Annotated in this window: 24 protein-coding genes; 1 reads left to right on the plus strand and 23 read right to left on the minus strand. The window is 53.9% G+C overall.

Annotation, left to right across the window (positions count from 1 at the left end; all coding sequences use genetic code 11):
* Positions 1-7: 7 nt before the first annotated feature.
* The 20 genes from NST26_RS18770 to NST26_RS18865 form a co-directional block, all read right to left on the minus strand.
* Positions 8-526: a phage distal tail protein gene (locus NST26_RS18770; protein ID WP_340979573.1), complete on the minus strand. Its 519-nt coding sequence runs from the start codon at positions 524-526 to the stop codon at positions 8-10.
* Between the two features lie 10 nt (positions 527-536).
* Positions 537-677, minus strand: a complete 141-nt coding sequence (locus NST26_RS18775) for an XkdX family protein (protein WP_340979574.1) — start codon at positions 675-677, stop codon at positions 537-539.
* Positions 677-1,168: an XkdW family protein gene (locus NST26_RS18780; protein ID WP_340979575.1), complete on the minus strand. Its 492-nt coding sequence runs from the start codon at positions 1,166-1,168 to the stop codon at positions 677-679. The genes NST26_RS18775 and NST26_RS18780 overlap by 1 nt, the downstream gene beginning before the upstream one ends.
* A 15-nt stretch (positions 1,169-1,183) precedes the next feature.
* Complete coding sequence (locus NST26_RS18785; protein ID WP_340979576.1) at positions 1,184-2,380, minus strand: hyaluronate lyase N-terminal domain-containing protein; 1,197 nt, start codon at positions 2,378-2,380, stop codon at positions 1,184-1,186.
* Positions 2,381-2,392: 12 nt separating this feature from the next.
* Positions 2,393-3,070: a hyaluronate lyase N-terminal domain-containing protein gene (locus tag NST26_RS18790; RefSeq protein WP_340979577.1), complete on the minus strand. Its 678-nt coding sequence runs from the start codon at positions 3,068-3,070 to the stop codon at positions 2,393-2,395.
* Positions 3,071-3,084: 14 nt separating this feature from the next.
* A complete protein-coding gene (locus NST26_RS18795; RefSeq protein WP_340979578.1) occupies positions 3,085-3,489 on the minus strand; it encodes a hypothetical protein in 405 nt (134 codons plus the stop codon).
* Positions 3,490-3,502: 13 nt separating this feature from the next.
* Positions 3,503-3,901: a phage tail fiber protein gene (locus NST26_RS18800; protein ID WP_445323372.1), complete on the minus strand. Its 399-nt coding sequence runs from the start codon at positions 3,899-3,901 to the stop codon at positions 3,503-3,505.
* Positions 3,902-3,979: 78 nt separating this feature from the next.
* On the minus strand, positions 3,980-4,528 hold the full coding sequence (locus tag NST26_RS18805) for a phage tail domain-containing protein (RefSeq protein ID WP_340979580.1): 549 nt from the start codon (positions 4,526-4,528) through the stop codon (positions 3,980-3,982).
* Positions 4,525-8,238 carry a hypothetical protein gene (locus NST26_RS18810; protein ID WP_340979581.1) on the minus strand — a complete coding sequence of 1,238 codons (3,714 nt, stop codon included), beginning with the start codon at positions 8,236-8,238 and terminating at the stop codon, positions 4,525-4,527. Before NST26_RS18810 ends, NST26_RS18805 begins: the two co-directional genes overlap by 4 nt.
* Before the next feature lie 140 nt (positions 8,239-8,378).
* A complete protein-coding gene (locus NST26_RS18815; RefSeq protein ID WP_340979582.1) occupies positions 8,379-8,780 on the minus strand; it encodes an HK97 gp10 family phage protein in 402 nt (133 codons plus the stop codon).
* Between the two features lie 308 nt (positions 8,781-9,088).
* Positions 9,089-9,520, minus strand: coding sequence for a hypothetical protein (locus tag NST26_RS18820; RefSeq protein ID WP_340979583.1), 432 nt, complete (start codon positions 9,518-9,520; stop codon positions 9,089-9,091).
* Positions 9,521-9,568: 48 nt separating this feature from the next.
* On the minus strand, positions 9,569-10,096 hold the full coding sequence (locus NST26_RS18825; RefSeq protein WP_340979584.1) for a hypothetical protein: 528 nt from the start codon (positions 10,094-10,096) through the stop codon (positions 9,569-9,571).
* Between the two features lie 57 nt (positions 10,097-10,153).
* Positions 10,154-10,531 carry a minor capsid protein gene (locus NST26_RS18830; RefSeq protein WP_340979585.1) on the minus strand — a complete coding sequence of 126 codons (378 nt, stop codon included), beginning with the start codon at positions 10,529-10,531 and terminating at the stop codon, positions 10,154-10,156.
* Entirely contained in the window at positions 10,531-10,851 is a 321-nt protein-coding gene (locus NST26_RS18835) for a hypothetical protein (protein ID WP_340979586.1), read from the minus strand. Before NST26_RS18835 ends, NST26_RS18830 begins: the two co-directional genes overlap by 1 nt.
* Positions 10,851-11,234 (minus strand): hypothetical protein, encoded by a 384-nt coding sequence (locus tag NST26_RS18840; RefSeq protein ID WP_340979587.1) that lies wholly within the window; start codon positions 11,232-11,234, stop codon positions 10,851-10,853. Before NST26_RS18840 ends, NST26_RS18835 begins: the two co-directional genes overlap by 1 nt.
* A 15-nt stretch (positions 11,235-11,249) precedes the next feature.
* A complete protein-coding gene (locus NST26_RS18845; protein ID WP_340979588.1) occupies positions 11,250-11,453 on the minus strand; it encodes a hypothetical protein in 204 nt (67 codons plus the stop codon).
* A gap of 47 nt (positions 11,454-11,500) precedes the next feature.
* A complete protein-coding gene (locus tag NST26_RS18850; protein ID WP_340979589.1) occupies positions 11,501-12,619 on the minus strand; it encodes an SU10 major capsid protein in 1,119 nt (372 codons plus the stop codon).
* Between the two features lie 61 nt (positions 12,620-12,680).
* A complete protein-coding gene (locus NST26_RS18855) occupies positions 12,681-13,370 on the minus strand; it encodes a phage scaffolding protein (protein ID WP_340979590.1) in 690 nt (229 codons plus the stop codon).
* 86 nt (positions 13,371-13,456) lie between these two features.
* Positions 13,457-14,296 carry a phage minor capsid protein gene (locus tag NST26_RS18860; RefSeq protein ID WP_340979591.1) on the minus strand — a complete coding sequence of 280 codons (840 nt, stop codon included), beginning with the start codon at positions 14,294-14,296 and terminating at the stop codon, positions 13,457-13,459.
* On the minus strand, positions 14,293-15,849 hold the full coding sequence (locus tag NST26_RS18865) for a portal protein (protein WP_340979592.1): 1,557 nt from the start codon (positions 15,847-15,849) through the stop codon (positions 14,293-14,295). Before NST26_RS18865 ends, NST26_RS18860 begins: the two co-directional genes overlap by 4 nt.
* Before the next feature lie 75 nt (positions 15,850-15,924).
* Here NST26_RS18865 and NST26_RS18870 point away from each other — a divergent pair, with 75 nt between their 5' ends.
* On the plus strand, positions 15,925-16,278 hold the full coding sequence (locus tag NST26_RS18870; protein ID WP_340979593.1) for a hypothetical protein: 354 nt from the start codon (positions 15,925-15,927) through the stop codon (positions 16,276-16,278).
* Here the strand turns inward: NST26_RS18870 and terL are convergent, their stop codons facing one another.
* The 3 genes from terL to NST26_RS18885 form a co-directional block, all read right to left on the minus strand.
* Positions 16,279-17,997: a phage terminase large subunit gene (gene terL / locus NST26_RS18875; protein WP_340979594.1), complete on the minus strand. Its 1,719-nt coding sequence runs from the start codon at positions 17,995-17,997 to the stop codon at positions 16,279-16,281.
* Positions 17,998-18,091: 94 nt separating this feature from the next.
* The gene (locus NST26_RS18880) at positions 18,092-19,009 is read right to left on the minus strand and encodes a hypothetical protein (RefSeq protein WP_340979595.1); all 918 of its coding nucleotides are present in this window, start codon (positions 19,007-19,009) and stop codon (positions 18,092-18,094) included.
* Between the two features lie 721 nt (positions 19,010-19,730).
* Entirely contained in the window at positions 19,731-20,123 is a 393-nt protein-coding gene (locus NST26_RS18885) for a phBC6A51 family helix-turn-helix protein (RefSeq protein WP_340979596.1), read from the minus strand.
* Between the last annotated feature and the right edge of the window lie 262 nt (positions 20,124-20,385).

Here is a 20,385-nt window from a genome sequence, read left to right on the forward strand (position 1 = left end):
CTCCTTTCTAATAGAGATAACGGTCACGGTGCGTAATCCGCGTAAGGATGTTTCGCGCAGCCTCACCGTCTGTATAACGGATCGCGTTTGGCCCGAACGCCAGCTCGAAAAAGTCACCGTCGAACAAGTGGAGCACGTTGACTCCGTTGAGCGTGACGGTCTGTTTGCGCGTGTCGATGATAAGGCGGTCGCCCGGCGAAAAGTTACCGTTGAACCGGATAAGGTCAACGTGAGTTTTCGTCAGTTCGGCGATGGTCTCCGTTGAAGATTCGAACGTGACCGCGCCCAGCAATTCGCGGACCATAGCCGTAATCATTTCCGTAGTCGATTCGATAATTGCTGCGCGGGGAATCTCGCGAACCATTGACGTGTTAAACTCCGTGGCTGATTCCGCGATTACAGCCATGGCGGCATCAACGCTTAAGCGCGCGGCCGCCTCGGTAAGTGATTCGATCTGCACGACAAAATACGCCTCAAACGATGATAGGCGGTTAAATGGCGTTAGGTTAAATGCTCCCGCAAACATGGCGGCCTCCTTATGCGTAGACGATCCCGGTGATTTCCGTAAACTCGACCGGAGTGATTACGCCAAAACTAACGTACTGGCGGAGTTGCTTTTCTTGCGCCCATTTCTTCGCGAAATAATACGCCAAGCGTTCGTAATCGTTTTTAAACATTAGGCTGCGCCTCCCTCTAGCGTGAGTAATCGTAATTCAAGTCCGACAATTTGGCCGCCGAGTGCCTCGTTCTGTGCGCGTAGGTCGAGCGCCTCAAGTTCCCGTTGAACTAACTCCGCGCCAATGCGGTCCAGCTCCGTCAGCACCGGCGGCGTGTTCGCCTCAGCCTCCTGGTACGCCTCCCAGGCTGCCTGTAGCTCCGCATCCGTGGGCTGCGGCGCTTCCAGGTTCCAGGCAGCGATATGCGGCCCGCGCTCTATCAAGTCGTAATCTTCGCCCTCGATCAGTAGGTTATAGTCGATACCGTAGCGGTAGTGTACGCCCTCCTGCGGTTCCTCGCCCTCTTCCGGTTGCTTAATCTCATACCGGACCCGGCCCTTCTCTTCCGCGCCTTCCCGCAGCTCCGGCTCCGGCCCGTTGTCCTGCACAATAAAATTCCGCATTGGGTCAGCGCCCGGATGCAGGTACATGATTGCTAGTGCTATATTCATACTTCGGCCTCCTTATTAGGATAGTCTGTATATTTGTAACGATGTACTGTCGGCCGCAGATGCAATGGTCTGTGCAGTACTTGTGTATGCGTAATATTCCAGCACGTCACCAGCGTTTAAAAAGCGTGTAATGGTTCCAGTTAACAAAGTGTCGCCAGCAGCCGCAACAATTGTTCTAGCTAATACCTCACTTTCAACGCCGCCATTACGCCAGACTCTTGTTTCAAGTGTGGTACCTGCCGGAACAGAACTGAAAAGACACTTTCCGATAATCAAGTAAATACCTGTTTTTGCTGCTGTAAAAACACTAGTTGTTGGGTTCCATTCCAGTAGATAATCAGGAGACCTGTTCGGTAAAATGATTTTTGTATAACTGGCAGCAAGTGTTGCTTGAGCCGTTGTTTTGTATGCAAATATCCCTGTTCTAGAAGATGTCGTATTATCTCCCCATGGGTTAAGCACCGATGCCGAACCGACAAAAGACGCTCCGGCAGGGACGGTTGTGCCTTTGGTTGTTATACTTGCTGAGTTGTCTCCATAAAAGGCAATTGCATTACCAGTGCCAGTACAACTGTCCACGGTTATCGTTCCTGAGTTACAGGAAATTGCGGCACCTGTTTTATTGGATACTACACAATTACGCAATACACCACATTGATAGGAGACATTAAATCCATCATTTGCTGTAGCGGTAGTCGATACACATCCAGAAAATTGCGCCCATCCACCACTATGAAAATAAAATCCAATCTGACCAGCGTCCGTGGCTGTTAAGTTGTTTATATTAGCCTGTTGAACCCCAAACATATACACTGACTTAACATATGTGGTCGTGCCTGTTCCATTAAGTGTGATGGATGATTTCCCTGATCTTCCGTGAATCTCGACCAGTTCATTATACGTTCCTGCCGCGATATTAATAGTAACTGCATGATTAACAATCTGCGGTATCAGACTTGTTGCTTTGCCAATCGTTTTAAACGCCCCGCCTGCCGTATTCGCCAGCCCGGTATTGGTGTCGCTGCCATCTGTACGGACATAGTAGGTGATATCCGCTGAGGTGGCCGAAACCAATGGCGTATTGACTCCTGTCCCGCTACCTATTACCAGCTCACGGGTATCCGTGATATACCCCGGCTCGCCAGCATCCAACGGGCCATGGGCTGCAAGCTGCGCCTTGGTGCCGCGCCTTACTTGTATCTTATTCGCCACGCCTATCCCTCCTTAAAATGTCCCGCCGTCAATTGTATCTGCTGCGGATAAATACCCCTGCGCCTTAACAAACGCGGTTGTCGCGAGCTTCGTACTATTGTCCGCTGTCGCCTGCGTTGGCGCTGTCGGATTGCCCGTCAATGCCGGAGATGCTAACGGAGCCTTTGCCGCGTCAGCCGCCGCCAGGATTACGCGAACCGCTTCGACAAACGCTGTAGTCGCAAGCTGCGTGGTATTCGTACCCGCTGCGGCTGTAGGCGCGGTTGGTGTCCCAGTAAACGCCGGGCTGATAAACATCGTTGTTTTACTTTCGTTGGTTACGTTGCCCAGCGCAATATCTGCCGCCGTCATTTGCGAGGCTGATGTTACGCGGCCCTTAGCGTCAACGGTCACCTTAGTGTACGAGCCCGCCGTCACTCCGCTGTTTGCTAGTACAAGCGTAATCGGAGCGTTAGCCGACCCGTCAAATGCTGCGGAGCCGGAACCGTCTCCCGTAATCGATATCGTGCGCGGTGTCGCGAGTTTAACCGCTGTCTCAGCCGCAGCTTGATCCGGGTTAAGCAAAATGCGTCCCGTCCCGTTGCCCGCGTACAGTTTACCCGTATCTGTTGCAAGCGCCAGTTCCCCGGCCTCAAGCGTTAAATCCGGCAGGTTAGCGGAGAGTCCGCGTTTAATTTTGATAATCGCCATGTATTCGTTCCCCCTTAGTAAGTGCCGCCATCAATGACGGGTCCGACCTGATCGTTACCGTCAAACGTACCGCCGTTAATCGGCATGTACGCGAGGTAATCGATTAGGTCGAGTATATTTGCGCGAAAGGTATCGTGGTCGTAGGCGGTAAAATACCGCGCTACTTTTGACGCGGATGCCCACGCTTTCGCTACAGTTCCGCCATGGCCCCGCGTGACTCCCGTAAGCGTATTGCCACTCTTGCCCGCGTAAAGCACCGTTTCGGCCGTCTCATCAACGCCGATCGTACAGACGTTAGGAGCCGCAGGTAACGCTGCCCCGTTAATGACCGTTATCGTTGTCGCAGCCGACGTAATCGCAGCGGACAGTTCCGTACCCGGCGAATTTGCAATCGCGGGATACATTGTTTGTTGCGCCATTTAACCCGCCTCCTTATTGCGCGAATCGTACGAGCGTTGAACCCGCTAGAAACTTCGGTCGGTCTCCGGTGAGTATTGATCGCGGATTAACCAGCGCCTGCGTCCATAAAAGATTTCCGCCGCTCGCCGCCGTACGTAATCCGATATGCGTTACGAGCCCCCAATCAGCGGTAGCAATCGGAAAAGTAACGTCCGCCATCGTTGTGACCGTCTGCTTACCGCTTAAGAGCGCCGGCGCTCCGAACGTAATCGCCTGCCTTGCGTATGCACCCCCGCTAACCTCCGTACCGGTATCCGCTGCTGTCGGGTCCGACGTGTATAGCGCGATATAAACCGTGGGAGGCGAGGTAAACGCTGTGTTACGCAGAGCTGCGTTTAGAAGGGCTGCGCTCAAATAATTCGATATTTGCATCGCCATATATTCGTTCTCCTTTTTTTGCGCAACGCAAAAACGCCCGACCGAGAGGCCGAGCGTGAGGCTTGCGCGTATTTATTCGAGTTCGTATTCGTTCGTGATGGTAAACCCGTGGACTACGTTGCCTCCGGTATTGACTAGCGTAATGACCGGCTGTGCGCGGACGTCTGCCGCCGAAACGACCTGCGCTGTTTGTGGCGACGCGGTTATCGTATACTCCGTTACCGTCTCCCCGCCGGTCGGCCACGGATCGTTCATCCGCAGATTAACGTCAATCAGCCGCGAACCGGTCGCTCCGAGCGTGAGGTTGCCGGAGTAGACCGCGCGGTAGTATTTACCGGGCATATCCGCAAACTCAAGCGTAATCTCGCCGCGCTTGGCGTTAAACGTCCGGGCCATATACGCGAGGGTACGGTGATACTCCGATGCACTAACCGTAATCTCAAACGTCAGCCCTATCGTTCGCGCTCCGTAGGATGAGCCGAAATCGACGACGCCGTCCACGCCCGCGAGTTTAACGGTATTCTCGTCCGTTTCAGGCAGGACGGGCAGCCGCCGCTCGAATAACGAAGCGCCAGCCGTTGATAGCCATACGCCGTTAACCGCTACATCGTACGTACTCATAGCGTCTTCACCCCCATCGCAGCGAGCCGCTGAGCAGCGCGCGCCTTTTCATCGTAATACATCGCAACGTCCGCGCGATCTGTGAGTACGACCTCTTCCGCGCCCATGTCGATATGATTCGTGATATACGTCGGAGCCGCTGGTGCCTGCGCTACTACACGTGGATTCGCGACCATATCAAACAGCGCCGCTTGCTGTTGCGGGTTAAGTACGATCTCGCCCGCGTGCGCTACGATAGGGACCGCTGAGCCTGCCGCGCCCCGGACGATGCCGCCGTTACGGAATTGCTGCAGCTCTCCGGTGTCTTTGTCGATACCGTAGAGTTTCCGGAGTTCGTCATTCCGAGCGCTTAGCGCCTGCATCTTCGCGATGTCGCCCGCTGCCTTCGCACGAGTCCATGCGGCTTTATTCGCGTTATACTCCGCAAGGTCCGCGTCCTTTTGTGCGACTGCGTTAACCTTCGCTACCTCCGCCATTTTGGCGTTATACTGGGCCACGAACGTATCGAGTTGCGTTAAAATTGCGCTGTTAGCCGTTGCAGACTCGGAGACGCGGAATGCCGCGATGCCAGACTCAATCGTTTTGATATCGCCGGAGTATGCCTCGAACGCACCCGCCAGCGCGTCGTACTGCGCCTCGGTGTCCTTCTTCGCCTTCTCAAACGCGGCCTCACGCGCTGTGACTTCGGAGTCATAAGCGCTGTTCTGCGCTTCTTTTTCTTTCGTAAGCGCGTCTTTCTGCGCTTCTAATTCGCGCTTACGGAGGTCGCGGCCGTGTTCGAGTTCCATCCGTGCTATCTCTTTAACTAGCGCTTCCCGCTCGTCGATGCCCGGCTGTCCGACCGCCGACTGCAATTCCGCCAGCCGCGCGTTTTTCTGCGCTAACTGCGTCGCAAAATCCGCATCTGAGTTATACTCCGCCTCAGCGGCGATAAGCGCTTCGACGGACGCGATCTTGGCATCTTGCGCGCTAACGTACTCCTCTTTACGCGCCTTAATCGCCGCTAGGTCCGCGTCCTTGGCGTCTTTAATCGCGTTGAGCTCCGCAGTTTTGGCGTCCTTAATCGCGTCCTGCTGCGTCTTAACGAGATCGTCCGCCAGTTTAGCCGTTTTGGTCGTAATGTCCTTGCGGGCAGCGTATAGAGCGTCCTCGGCTTTCGCGTAATACTCGCTATCTTTCGTATAACGGTCACGCACGTGGGTCCAAGCGGCAATCTTCATCTGCGCGATCTCCTCTTCGGATTTCCCCGAACGTTCCATACGCTTAGACTCCGCATCGATCCACTTAACGGACGCATCGTATTGATCCCGCGTAGCCCTCTCCGTCTCGGTAGCGACATCCTTGCGGGATTGGCGGACCTTATCGTCGGCGGCCTTATACTGTTCGCTGTCTTTCGCGTATCGATTGCGTAAACGCGTCCAGCTTGCGAGTTTCGTCTCAGCGATGGCGAGTTCCGTCTTGCCACTGTCCTCCATGCGCTTTTCCTCCGCGTCGATCCACGTTGCGCTAAAGTCATAACGGGACTGTACGCTATCCTCCGACAATTGCTTAATCTGCAGCGCAAGTGTACGGGCATCGTCTACGGATTCCTTCATAAAGACCGTGTGCTTCTTCCGCAACTCCTCGTACTTCTTGATCTGCACGTCCGCAGTCAAGTCGTAAAAATCCGCCTGAAACTGGATCGTTTTGAGGTCTTCCTCGTACGCCTTCTTGCGTGCTTCGGCAGCTAGTTCTGCCGCTGACTTCGTCTTCGGAGGTTTTGCAGGTTTCGGTCCCTTTTTCGGGTCCGGCGCGATGATGTCCTTCGTAAAGTCCTGCGATCCCGTCTCGACTTCGTTCGCCAGCTGCTCCATTTCACGCGCGGCATTAGCGTATTTCTGCTGCTGTTTCAGCGCCTCGTCTACCTTAGCGTCCACCTCCGCCTTGGCACCGGCGGTTGCTGCTTGCGCGAGTATGCCGTTAGTAACGATATCGCCGACGAGGCCAGAGGTCTTGCGCAAATTGTCCGCTTCACGCGCCGCGACGTCATCCGCAAAAGACGTAGCCTTCGCGCCGGATACGATGGCGAGCGCGTTACTCAACTTCGTCAAATTAGTAATCTGCGCCTGTACCGACTTCGCCTGCGCTTCCGATTCCTTGCCAAAGTTGCGAATACGTGTGGACACGTTAGCGGCGGCCATATCTGTAAACCGCTTATCCGTGTTAATCTGCGATATGATCTTATCGATGTTGTCCGCGCGGATACGGCCGTCTTCCCCCTGGCGCGCATTCAATTCCGGATACTGCGCGATAAGCTGCTCGGTTACGTCAACGAGGCGGTTTTTCTGCGATGCGTCGAGCGTTTGGGCTGAGTTAAGTGTCTTAAACTCGTTGGCAAGCGCGCTCATCTGTACGAGCGTTTGCTTCTTCGTAGCTAACGCTGCAGCCTCCGCCTTATCCTGGTCGGTTATCGCGATAGTGCCTCGCTTAACGACCGCGTTCATTTCCGCGAGCTTAGCCGTCGCTTCCTCAACGCTGGCATATCCGAGTTCTTCGAGTTTAACGTCGAGCTCGCCGATAGCTTCGTTAACGTCCATCGTCTGGCCGAGCATTTCCGGCATCCAAGTATCGTTTTCCTGCGCGGCACGTAACTCGTTAAGCCGCTTCTGTAATCTCGCGCGTTCTTCGAGGACCGGGTTCAGTTCTTCGGTCTTAGACTTAAGCGTTTCAATATCCGCTGCAGTGCGGTCAATCGGTGCTTTTCCGAGCAGAGCATTAAGTTCTGTCTGCTTCTTCGCCAGTTCAGCCGTCGCTTTAGCGGCTTCCGAGTGCGTAGTCGTCAGGTACGCTATTCCCCCGGCCAGCGCGCCTACCGCTAATACAATCCAGCCTATCGGACCCGCCGCCGCTTCAAGCGCGATGAATCCGGCTTTGATGAGGTTAAGCGCAGGCGGTACGGTTGCGAGTATGGCAACAAGCGCCAACATGCCGACCGAAGACGCAGCGGCCGCAGACACAAGCGCTTTGTTTTCGGAGGTAAAGTCCGCAAGTGCAATAATTGCCGGTGTAACGGTTTCTAGCAGCGTCTGGAACAGCGGTGTAAACGCCTCGCCGAACGCAACGGACGCCTCATTCGTAGCTTGCGTAAAGCGCGCTTGGCTGCCGACGATTCCCTGCATTGCCTCGTCCGCGTTACCGACGTAATAAATACCTTCGCGGATAAATCCGTTGTACGCCGCCTGGATCTTCTGCGCATCCGTTAGCCGTCCGGCCGTTGTTCCGATGGATGCCGCGTATTCCTTCTGCATCACCGATAAGTTCTTCGTTACGCCGACCGCATCCGCGAGCACCGAGTTACCGTTCTTAATCCCGTCAAGAGACGCCTGTATTGCGCCGCCCATCGTATAAAACGACTGCCGCCCGTATGCTGCAGAGTCCGCCAGTGACGTAATTAGCTTTGTCGACTCATCGAGGCTAAGTCCGGTCGATAGCGCAGTTTTATACGCCTGTGCAGCTTCGGTCAGCGACAAAAATCCGCGTGATGCGAGGTCCTGTACCGCCTGCTGCGCGTCTTTCGTCTGGACCCCGAAGCCTTTCGCGACTGCGTTGAGTCCGGCGAATGCCGAGTGTAGCTTAATCGCGGCCTCGACCGCTTGTTTCATTTCGTTGACCAGCCGATTAAGCGCTGCTCCTGCGCCGAGTCCCGCCATTGCTGACGATAGATCGCGCATCCGGTCCGCACCCCTACGCGCATCCTCCTCCAGCCCAGTGATACGCCGACGCGCTTCGTCCATCTGACGCCGAAACTCCGCCATTTCTAACGTAATCCTAGCGCGTATTTCTCCTACTTCTGTACTTCCCGCTGCTCCGCTCAACCCATCGCCCTCCTTACGGCGTCATTAATAACCTGCATGTATAGCCGTTTGTTGGTCTTAAGAGGTTGTGAGAGAAACTTAGGGCGAGTACCTGGCGTTGTAGGGTTCTTGTATCGGCCCATTTCATGTACGCGAAGTGCATAATTAAAGCGGACTCCGCTCGCGCCCTCCTCCGTGGCTGAGTAAAACACTTCCCCATACGCTTTACTGCCCTCTACCGTCACCTTCTTGCCTGCTGTGATACGGAGGGTTCCCGTGTCTAATGGGGCGACCTCCCTCGATTTCGCGAGCAGCAGATCGGTAGCATCGTGGAGACCCGCAACGGCCGCCTCGATCATCGCGCCTCGCTTTGCCTCCAAAAACCTATGTAGCTCGGTTACTTTGACCTCAAACGTCATACCCGGTCACCTCGCTCCTATCCGCATCTGCTCGCGGAGTAATTTGATTCCGTCCTCGTCATACGCCGGTACGCTTTCTTGTATAAAACCGGCCGCGTTACGTAAGCCGTCCGTGTAACTCCGAAAGTCTTCAACGCTCGTCGATTGCGCCATGACGTTTACGTTGAGCGCATCGAGCGTTTCGCCAGCCTTACGCCGCGTCTCCGCATCGAGTACGTCGAGTAGGTCCATCACGTAGTAGCCGCGCTCAAACTCGACTTGCGTCTTGCCTAGTCGGACCGCCGCGTCAATGAAAAACTGATCCAGCGTTATTCCGCGCTCATCGCTGTTTCCGCCGCTTGATTCAGCGTTTGCGTCAGCTTTAGAGCGCCTTGCACGTTTTTTAGGAGTCCGCCGAAATCGTTCACGCGCGCAACGGCGACAAAGTACGCCATCAATTCGTCTGGAGATACGTTCTCGTTGATCCACGCTGGTTCCAATCCGGTCAGCACCGCAACCACGTTAACAACGTCGTCAATCGCGCTTTCCATGACTGCAAGCATGTATGAGATGCGGCTTTCTGCCGGCGCAGTCATTACGCTGACTAGCATTTGTGGCAACGTGCCGACGACCGTAAACAACTCGCGCCACTGGCCGATCGTTACTTTGCGCACCTTTACCGCCTGGCCGCCGAGTACTATTGCGGATGGATCTAGCGCGGGAATATCCGCTTTATCTGAACGCTTAAATAGCTGCATCATTTTCGCTCCTCATAAAGAAATAGAGGCGCAGTTAAGCGCCCCTTGCTGTTAGTTTGCTGTGATTGTATCGTCGCCGAGGATCAAAACGTTGTTGTCTTCGTCAGGCGTGGACCGGAGCGTTACGTTGGTGATACGCTCGTTTTCGTTGTTGTATGAGTAGGACAGGTCCGTCTCACTGTATGCCAGCGGCAGGGTAATCCAGGAGTCAGGGTCCGTTTTACGTGCGATCGGTTTAATGACCGCAATCTTCGCGGTGTCAATCAGATTCAGGCCAACGCCGGTTTTAACGACAACCTTGGAGCCGCCCGAACCTGTAACGACTTCCGCCCCCGCCATGATCTTCGGAATGACGGACAGTTCGTATTCACCGAACGGAACGGTCACGCTGACGTTACGGCCGGTTACTCGCTTGCCTACGATCGTTTCGCCGGTCTGATCCGTCTTCTGTTCGCGATAGGTCGTCTCGGTAGTCAAAACCACTCCGCCAATCGTAGTCTCAAACGTGACCTTATCTGAGCCGGTTCCGTACTCGACAATTGCCGGGCCGACTTCGATTTTTCTAAAATTTTGCGCCATCTTTGCGCCTCCTTTTGGATATGAAAAAGGCCGCCCGGTTAAGGACAGCCCTCGTATTTATAGCGATGTTGTTAACGTAAAGTTGACGGAGTATAGTGCACGGCCGCTCTCGTCCGGACCGAGATACCACGGGGCTGATTGACCCGCCAGGCATTTGACCACGCGTGTACTCCCGATCATAAACTCAGTCTTGCGGTGCAGCGCCTCGATAAGTGCGTTACCCTTCGCTTCTGCGTTCGCCGACGCTTTCGACCGTATAATCACTTGAAATGACGGATGCGCAATGGACGACCATTCGTTAGGAGCGCCGCCGCCCGTTATCCGCACATATGCGCAATCATCCGGGTTATTCGCGATAAATTCGTTTCCAACTACGGTAATCCCCGGCATTGCGAGCCGGACAGCCGCGTTTAACTCCGCTAGAGTCAGCGACATTATACGTTCACCTCCGTTAAGACCGCGCGACCGCTTAACATCCGTTTTATCCCGATGGTTAATGGATCGTAGGTCGTCGCGTCTCCGAATTCGTTGGTATACGTAAGTTTTGAGTCCAGCGCGATGTCCGCAAACTTGTCGAAGTAAAACGTTCCGACGCTGACGACCTCGGCTCCGTATTGATTGCGCACAAGTTTAACGCCTTCTTGAAAACGGCATTTCAACGTGTAGGGAACGCCAGGTATCGGCGTATTATAATCCGGATCGAAACCGCCCGCCGGCGTAATCACGACCGTTTGTTTCAGCGGTATTAGCGCCATTACATCGTCACCCACTTAACCGCGCGCTTGCCGAGTTTGACTCCGTTAGCCTCGCCGATAATATCTAGCGCTGCCTCCGGTATCCATGCGTCAAGGCCCGTTTTTGCCCAATCCTTAAACGTAAAGTTAGCGACGCCCGTCAATCCGAAGCTCGCGACGCCTTGCTGCTGCAACGAGTTCGTATCGTTAAACGCAATCGCGAGTTCGTTTGCGTATTCGTAGACAGCCGCATCCGGTATCGTATATTGCGCGTATTTGGTCGTCAGCGTCCGTCCTGCCACGTTAACTATCCGTAGTTTTTTGGCGTCATCTGCGTCAGTCCAATCGTCAATATTGATACAGTTCGCGTTAATGTACAAATCCGCTGCTGTTAAGTCTGCCATACGTTACACCTCCGTTTATTTACCGGAGGTTTTACGCTGTCTGGGCGCGGATTTTTCGTCCGCCTCCGGTTCTATCGCATCAATTCGTTTAATCCATATCGGGACAAGAGCGTCCAACGTAGCGATCTCGCCCGTGTCTTCCGTCTCGTAAACTCCAGTAAAGCCGAACTCAATCTTTCCGGCCACCGAATAGTGCGGACTAGCAGTATACTTTGCCAAACTTCGCTCACCTCCGTAGAGAAAGAGGGGCCGTAGCCCCAATTAAATTAGCTAACCGACGTGCTGATGTTCTCAAGGATAGCGACTTTCTCCGCAGCGTTTTTAACAGTTACGCCGTACTCGCCACGAATCTGCCGGGCAACAAAGTCAGCACCAGGAACGGAGGCGTCAACATCGTACAGAGCACGTCCGTTCAGCGGGTCGATCGACAAGATGTCACGGTCAAACAGCGCGATCTTGTTTTTCGGGAAGTTCGGATCAACTACGACCGTAGCGACTGAGCCGCCTACGATATCGGAGACAAATGTCTGAATCTTGTGGCCTGTCGCTGTGTCAGTGCGCTCAGTACGAATCGTATCGGAAGCAAACTTCGTGATCTGACGCGCGCCTGCGGTGTTTGTGAGGATGGTATTAACGGAACCCCCACGCTGGTAAACTTTCTCCGCAAGGTCATTCAACATCTTCGGCGTGATCTCGCCTCCAGACGCGTTCTGCTTAGCCGCGCCCTTTTTATCTGCAAAGTAAAGCAGACCGCCGGTTGTACGAGGAACACCAGCGCCAGCATCGATACGGCGGCCGTAGATCAACCAGTCATTTTGCTCACGTGCGATCTCCTTCAATCGCAATTGCACCTGGTAATCGAGCTCGTTAGTAACGTTATAAGTCCGCACGTTCTGCTGCGTGCCGGATACAGCCGCGTAACGCTCAATGATCTGCGCGTAGTTGAAATCAACGAGGCGGTCGTGTCCTTCATCTACGCCCGGCAACGCGCCTTCGAGTTGTGGTCGGGAAACGATGCGGATTTCCGCGCCAAGCGCAACGGCTGCTGCGGTAGTGCCATCATATCCGCGCACTACGGTGATAACGTCGCCGGCTACGGCTGTGACACGCAAGTACTCTTCGCCGATAACCACGATTGCGTTAACACGGAATTTCAGACCGTCGCCTTCCGCTACAGTGATCGAGGTTGCACCAACCAGCGCGGCCGCTGCCGCTGTTGCCCGATTAGAGTTTAGGTTATCCGACATCCACTCGAACTTAGTTTGGTAAAGGGGAGTCGTCCCGATTCCGATAAGGCCGAGCAAGGTCGGAGCGTCGTCGATAATAAGAGAAATTCCAGCTTCGAGCTGGCGCACTTGGTCCTGAAAGTCATAAGATTTCAACATTAATTAATTCCCCCTTGGTTTTGGTCAAAACAAAAAGGCTGCGGTAGTTCCGAGCCTCGGCTTACTTTTTGCTTAGTTTGTTTGAGATTTCGATAACCTTCGAAAAGTTCTTTGCCTTTCGTGCTTCTGCTAATTGGGCTTCGAGCGTTCTTCTCCCGTCCTCATCCGGCTGGCCGCCGCTACTGCCGCCGATAGGTTTCGGCTTTGTCTCCGCAACAAGGTACGGCTCAGCAGCGACCAGCGCTTCGACCGCTTCCTTAACGCCGACCACATCTCCGTTTTCATCGACGGTAGCACCCGCCAAGTCCGCCAGTTTCAGCGCTGCAGCCAGACGCTCAGCCGGAACGTTAGCCTCGCGCGCCAACGCTTTAAATTCTGCGTTAATCAAACGATGATTCGCGGTTGTTAGCGCCTTGTCACGTTCAGCCTTTGCGGACTCTGCTGCAGCGAGTGCGGTTGCCTTCTCCGCTTCCAGACGTTCGGTATCGCTTAACTTCGCTGCCTCTCGTTCAGCTTCCGCTTGTTCCAGCGCAGTCAGCTTCGTTTTGATATCGTCGTAATCTTCACGGCCTTTGCGGTCACGCGCGAGGCGTTCGGCAACAATGCGGTCTAGGTCCGCCTTTGTAAACGTCTTATCCGGCACTGGCGGCGTTGGGTCCGGGTCAGGCTTCGGATCAGCGGGATCTGGATCGCCTGACGCAAAGAGCTGCAGATTCATCGGATATCTTGACGGTTTCATTTTGTTTGTCATTGTAATTCCTCCCGTACAAGGCCCGTCGGCGCTAATGTGTCTGACCGTAAAGTTTATCGCGTCAATTCACGTCTGGACGCGGAGCCCTATTGCTCCAGTAACTTCGGATCACGTATCGGCGTTATTACATGGCGACAATTCGGATGGAATATCTCATTTCGCGGCAGATCGCCGAAGTACCGATAATCTCCCCGAGCGTCCGGCGTCAGCTTAACGATCATGCCTTCGTAGCCGCGACATTTATCAATCGCGTTATGCCGCGAGATCACTCCGTAATAGGCACCGCGACCAACCGCCTCATTAACGGCTGCTTCACGTTGCGTCGACGCCATCTTCGTGCGCGTTACCATATTGACGTATACTTCCGGTTTCCAGCGCCGGCCTGCTGCGTCAATGATTCCGGTATCTACCGCTCCACCGAGCGTCTTCTTCATCCGCTGCAGGATGTCGGCGTTCAGCGTTCGATTACCGTTAATCCCTCGCGTGAGGTTAGCGCGCATTGAATCTGCGGTAGCCTGGCGTACGGCCAGCTTGACGCGGCGGTCAACGTTCTGCGTGACGGCCAAGAGGTCCGCCTGTGTATCCGCAACGGCCGACGCTACAAACTCGCGGTTAATACGGTTAAACTTGACGATCTTATCCGCATCCTCAAGCGTAGACGCAGCGCCGAGGGAAACGATGGTCCGCGCAACACCGTCCGTCGCGGCCTTCGGAATGTAGCGGTCAACCCACGCGGCCGATTCATCGTTGAGCCCATGCAAAATAGCCGCAACCTCAGCGAGTGCGGCGCGTGAATTAGCGCGTGACATTGCGGTTAAATCTAAGCGTGATAATTCCGCGCTAATCGAGAGCAGCGCGTTTTTGTATGCGCGGACGAGTAATGCAATCTCGTAGTCGTAAACGGGTTCCGGAATCAGCGGCGTCATTCGTTAAACACCGTCGATTCCACCGTCCCGACCGTCCGTTCCTCGTCCGCATCAATCCGCGTGATAATCTCCGCAGCCTGCGCGTCGTCAACGCCATCAAGCGTCTTCACCGCGTCATGTACGGACTGCGTAGGCTTGCCGCCTGTACGGATGCTTGCGACCTCGGCCGCTTCTTTCTCGTCGATCGGCAGACCGTCGCGCCAAACTATACGCGGATATACCGGCTCGTACGGCACCCAGCCGTCTACACCGCGATTCGCGAAGTTTTCGAGTTGCATTGCGGTCCATATCGCGTCACGGAGAGCGCGGTCAACATGCGCCCGGATGCGGTTTACTTTCGCCAGAATCGGCATAAACCGCGCCTTGATTGCGCCGCTGTCCGTGTGTGATGTGCCGGTTCCACCTTTATCATTGGCGAGCGTTGTGCCGAACAACCATTGCGGCGTTTCGCTCATTTGATAGACAATGCCGAGCAGGATGTCGAGCTCCTTAAACGCGCCCTCAAGCTGCGAGTCCCACGTCATGTAACCGGGAGTCTGATCTTCTTTGCCGACCGGTATATAACGTCCGCCTCCGCGTATTTGTTGGCCGTCTCCCTCATCGCCGAGGTCTTCCGGACCGTACATCCATGGATCGCTATGTTTCCAGAGGATGTAATCGATCTGCGCTAACCGCTCGTTAATCGCGCTCAACACACTTTCCAGCTTCTCGACTCCGTTGATTCCTTCCCAGCGGTCGTCAACGGATTTATACGGAATATGGCGGATTAAGAGCTCCGGCGTTCCCGTTTCTACAACGTCAACCTCGCGACCGGTCGCGATCTGCTCGCCGATGAGGAACGTTGAAATCGGCACGCCCCATTCGGAATCTACGCCAGCCTCCGTCAGCTCATAGCGCTCATACACGATATAGCCCGGCACGTAGCGCTCAACGACAAGATACGGCACATATGACGTTGGCTTACCGTAGAGCCAGCGGATAATCTTACCGCCAGGTTCTTCGACCCAATCGACCCACGCGACGTTAATTGCGCTGAATTTCTTACGTGATCCGCGTGACAATTCCGGAAATACGATATTCGCCGGCACCGCTTCGATAATCGGCTCTAGGCGTGATTCAGGCGCGGGCAACCCGAGTTCTTCCGTTTCGGTGACGTCTGCGCGCGAGGCAAAATACGTCTTCAAGAACGAGTCGCCGCGATAGCCGCCGCCGATAGTGAGTTCATGCGCGGTTAACGTGAGGTCGTTCTCTTCGACGATCGAGTCGAGGCGCTCCTGTTCGCGTGATCCCGGACCCTTACCGCTTTCATATGTCGGCGGCTCTCCGGTCAGCAAGTCCGCCGGCTTCGTGAGCAAAATGTCCATTAGGTTAACCGCGATGAACAGCGTTTTGAGCTGCGCAGCGTGTGGCGTATCTTTTAAAAGCGATGATGCGCGGTCATAGATTTCCGGATGCCGTCCGTCAAATATCGTGCGGCCACGCTTATAACGAGCAAGGCGTGGTATATCACGAGGCGGCGGATAATATTCGCCCGTTGCGAATAATTTCGTCAAATTTGCATCCTCCCTTCGAGCATCAATATGGTATAATTTTACTAGCTAGTTAAACTTTAATAGGGAGAGGATTCCATGAGTATTTTCGTACAAAGGGTTGAACAGTTTGTAGCGGCACAGAGGTCCAAAAAAGAAGCTGAACAGAAAAGGGGCAACACTGTTAACGAAAAGAAAGGACAGATTCATGCCACTATTTGTGCAGCTATGAGTGACCTCTTTAATAACAGCACATTACAGACAAACTACCGAGAGTTGATTCAATTTAGTCCTGAGACAGAGGTATACATAATCGTGATTGACGAGTACCAATTTAAGGTTGTTAGGTCTGCCATTGAGGAAGAGATTGAAAGAGACCCCGCTCGGGATTTACGCGAGATTGTTGATCAAAAGATCCTAGGAGAATTAGAGAATATTGACCTGCCATTTTAGCTAAGCCCATGCGGGCTTATTGCGTACCTTCTTCCGCCCTGCCTTCGCAATACTAACCGCCATCTCAAGCGCGTCCGGTAAGTCATCGTGGCTGCCGGACGGGTACATTTCGAATTGCTCCAGCAATAGCGCATGTCTCCGCGAAAACTGAATCTCTCCGCTCTCAATCGCCGGCATCATCGCCTCAATCCGCAGGCCTTTCCGTGATCGCTGATAGATTTCCTTAACGCGAGTACTCGCCGGATATCCCGCAGCCTTGAGTGCCGCCTTCAATTGCGTTACGAAAAACTCCTGCGCTGCCTGCGCCTCGGCCGCGATTGCATTCGGTTGATATCGCAGCGCCTTTTCGACGATTACACGCAAAAAAGCGTCCGGCTTGATCCGCTCCCCGAACGCGTCGATAACGTATTTTGTTCCGGTCTTTTTGTGGCGAGCGATAACGACAATGGCGCTGTAGTCGCCGCGCGTTTTGCCCATCGCGAAGTCAACGCCCATGTAAACGTCAAATACGTCAATTGGACGTGGATATTGCGTTAATAGTTCGCGAATCGGCGCGCTATCCCAATACGTGAACGCCTCCGGATTAAATATCATCGACTCCTCGTCGACCGGGTTATTCATATACTCCGTGTTAAACGCCTTCGATCCGTTATCCCATTTCCACGTCATCAACTTCCATATCGGTTGCGCCTCCGGCCACAATACGACGCATCCGCGCTCCATTTCCTCGCGGTTGAGTTCGTACAGGGCGCGCGCTTCCTTGACGCGGTCTTCTTTCGGTCGGTCCGGGTCTTTATAGACGAGCCGGCACGCTTCCCACAAGTCCATACGTTCGGGCCACTCGATGACCGCGCGATAGACTCGCGATTTAAAGTCCGACCGGTTGTATAGCACGTCAACGAGTAGCGCTTCGTGATGGACCGTTGTTCCCATGTAAACAAACGCTGTCTTCTTGCCCCGTGGATCGCCGAGTGGTACGACCGTCTGCGCGAACCAGTCCTTGAGCTTCCGGCGGAGTTCAGGAGTGGCCGCGTTAGACTTGATGTCTTCGAGGTCATCGCAGATAATCAAGTCCGGCCGAACGCCGTTCCAGTTACGTCCACGCAGCGCCTGGCCGGTCGATGCCGCTTCGACTTTTGTTAGCAGCTTCTTCGTCCCGTCTTCGCGCGGTTCCCATGCGATAAACTCCGACGAATTATCCTTCGGATTCTCCTGCTGCTTCGCCGACATCAACGGACCGAAATCCGCCCGGAGCTTCGCGTTACTCTTGAGTTGCAGCGATATCCAATCGAGGTTAGCGCTCGAAACCGCCGGCGTCTCCGATATGATAATTTCGTACTTACGCTTGCGGTACACGATTTCGCGGATCGGAAACGCCTTTGATAAGTACGTTGATTTAGCGTGGGATCGCGGCGCTGCCTCCGCTACCTTATCGTTGGTGTGTACGTTGCTGACATCGTCCATTAGCGCGGCGATTTCACGGTGAAATTCGGGCGCTTCCGATATGTCTACGATATCGAATCCGTCCCAATTACCGTCATTACCGGGGTTGCGCGCTTCACTAAAATATTCGAGGGCAAAGTCGAGCAGCGACGTTTCGCAGCGCTGTATCCGTTCCAGACGCTCAAGCTCTGCAACTTGCTCATCTACCGCGCGCTGGTCCTCTTCCGGAAGAGACGCGATATCTACGCCGGATAGCGCTGTTACAAGTCCGTTCAAGCCGCGTATATGTTCGTCGCGTTCGGCACGTACGACCCATTTTCCGTTAATCCATGCGATAGATATCGCCTCCCTTCCGTTTTGATTACGCCACTTATAGAGCTGTTACGAAGCAGCCGCAGCCTCCTATATCAAGCTTATCGACGGGTTCATTATGCACTATATCCGCACGTAGTTCTGCCATGGTATACGGTAATGACACGCGCTTGCCTTCAACTGTGCGACCTTTCTTCATCATTGATATTTTGCGCCCTAAGTACGCACGCATCTCGTTTTCCTTGCGCTCGCTATACGCGAAGTACTCCGGAAACTGTTCGAGCAAGTTTGCGAAATGACCATGCCCCCCCCGCACACAGAACCCGCCGCAATTGTTATGCGCGAATCCCATACCGTAGAGGCGTGGCCTTGCGATGCCAACCTCGTCAAGTAACCGCAGCATATCGAGCTTATCAAGATAAGGTTCCTCACACATTGGAAACTCGACGCGGTACGGAGCCCAATTCGCTACTGGCGCTGCTGTTCGGTGTGCTTCCGTCCAATCAATTCCGAGGTGAAGTACCGTGTCCCCGGTATCCGGGTAGTTGTTCGCGAGGTAAGTCGCCGCTGCTTCCTGTTTAAGCACGTGAGAACACGGGGCCAATCGGGAGTTGCCGAGATACCGCGCGTCCTTAAATACGTCCCAGGGCGTCCGGCCGTCAATCACCCACGCGAGGCCGGGAATCAACCGCATAGCCTCCGCAGCTATTTCCGGAAGTAGCGTCTTACGGATGTCTACGTCAACCTCCGTACGAATGTCAGGAATTTCGGCGCAACGTTGAATTAACGTACACGGATATTCAATTCCGTAGGCTTCCGCAGTAGATTCGATAAGGAAACGGTAAAGGTCGCGGTCTTCTATGAGCGTATCCGTAAACAGATTGATGACGTTACTGGCGCTATGCTTCGCTACAATGCGAGAGAGCGCCGACCATGACCCAATCCCGCCGGAGTTAAAGTTTATATACGTCGTCAATTACACATCCCCTTCCGTTCCCCTTCGTTTTACCGTGAAATTAGCGCTTGTACTACGTAACCCTTCCGCTTATACTCGGAAGAGACTAAACGCGCTAATTTGACGGTAATTCTACGGGAAAAATACGCAAGGCTCCGGACTGATGCCGAAGTCCAAACGTTATTTTTGATACGCGGATTGTAGTAGCACCTAAATTAACTTACTTTAAGTAAGCCCTTGGGGTCACCGCACCACCGCAGTAATACTTTAATGTGTTAAAGTAATTTCGCAGTTTAGAACAAATATAATATACATACAATATACAAGACATGCGCACAAAACACGGATTTTGACGTAAACTATTACGCCTTTACACCTTCGCAAACCCGCGCCCCGCCTACGTTTCCCAACGCCGCCCTCACGCTGCATAATCGCGCCTTATTCACCGCATATACATTTACCAGTACTCCCGCGCCAAAAACGCCGTAACCACGCGGTTTCCCAGCGATTATAGCGTTCCTCCGCTTCCAGTTTATGCAGCGTTGAGAGAGCGCATATTAACACGTTTATGCAACGCTTATACAACGATCACACGTTCACATTGCGAGTGATTAACGCTGCATTACGGTGAAGCGCGAAAAGTTTGCGGAGGGTGCGCGCCAGGCGACCCGTGCAGATAAAATAGGCGCACTCGAACGCATCCGAAACGCAGCCACACGCGTTCCTTCATCTAATAGCGCAGTTACTCGCCGCTTTCGGATCGCTGCTTCAACGCCTCGATACGCTGTCTCAACGCCTCCACGTCCGTTCCTCCGCTATCCTTCGTCTCTACTTCGATCTTATCCGTGAGTAGTCCGCTGATCTGCAGCGCCAGCTTTGCCATTGCTGCATTACCATCACGTATAGCAATCGTACTCAACGAGTCAACTAACTCCGGTAACTTAGCGCTGTTATCACGTATGACTGCGCGTTTAAACTCCGCATCAAAGAACGCGTCCTTACGCCAGTTCTCAAGCGTACGCGCCGTTACTCCGCACAATGACGCTATCTCTTCGTATGTCTTACCGCCTTTACGTGGCTTCGCTAACCATTCGATCGCAAGCGTTTGTTCAGCGGTTAATATCTTCGCTTTCATATGCGCCCTCCTTCCGTCAATAAATGAGCGCCGGTTCCTACGCCCGGGCAGAGCGTAAGAACAGCGCTATTCGATCGTGTTACTTTCCGTATTTAAGCAACGTGTATAATCCGAATACTAACGGCAGCCATACCGCGTGCATAATTACGCGTTCCCATAGCGGACAATCAAGCGCATATGGGCGGAAGTATAAACCCGCTAGTAGATACGCGATTACGATTACTACCGTGATTATCAACGTTATTCCTCCGCTCACTTAACG

The sequence above is a fragment of the Paenibacillus sp. FSL R7-0128 genome, from assembly GCF_038002245.1.
Taxonomy (GTDB): domain Bacteria; phylum Bacillota; class Bacilli; order Paenibacillales; family Paenibacillaceae; genus Paenibacillus_AQ; species Paenibacillus_AQ silagei.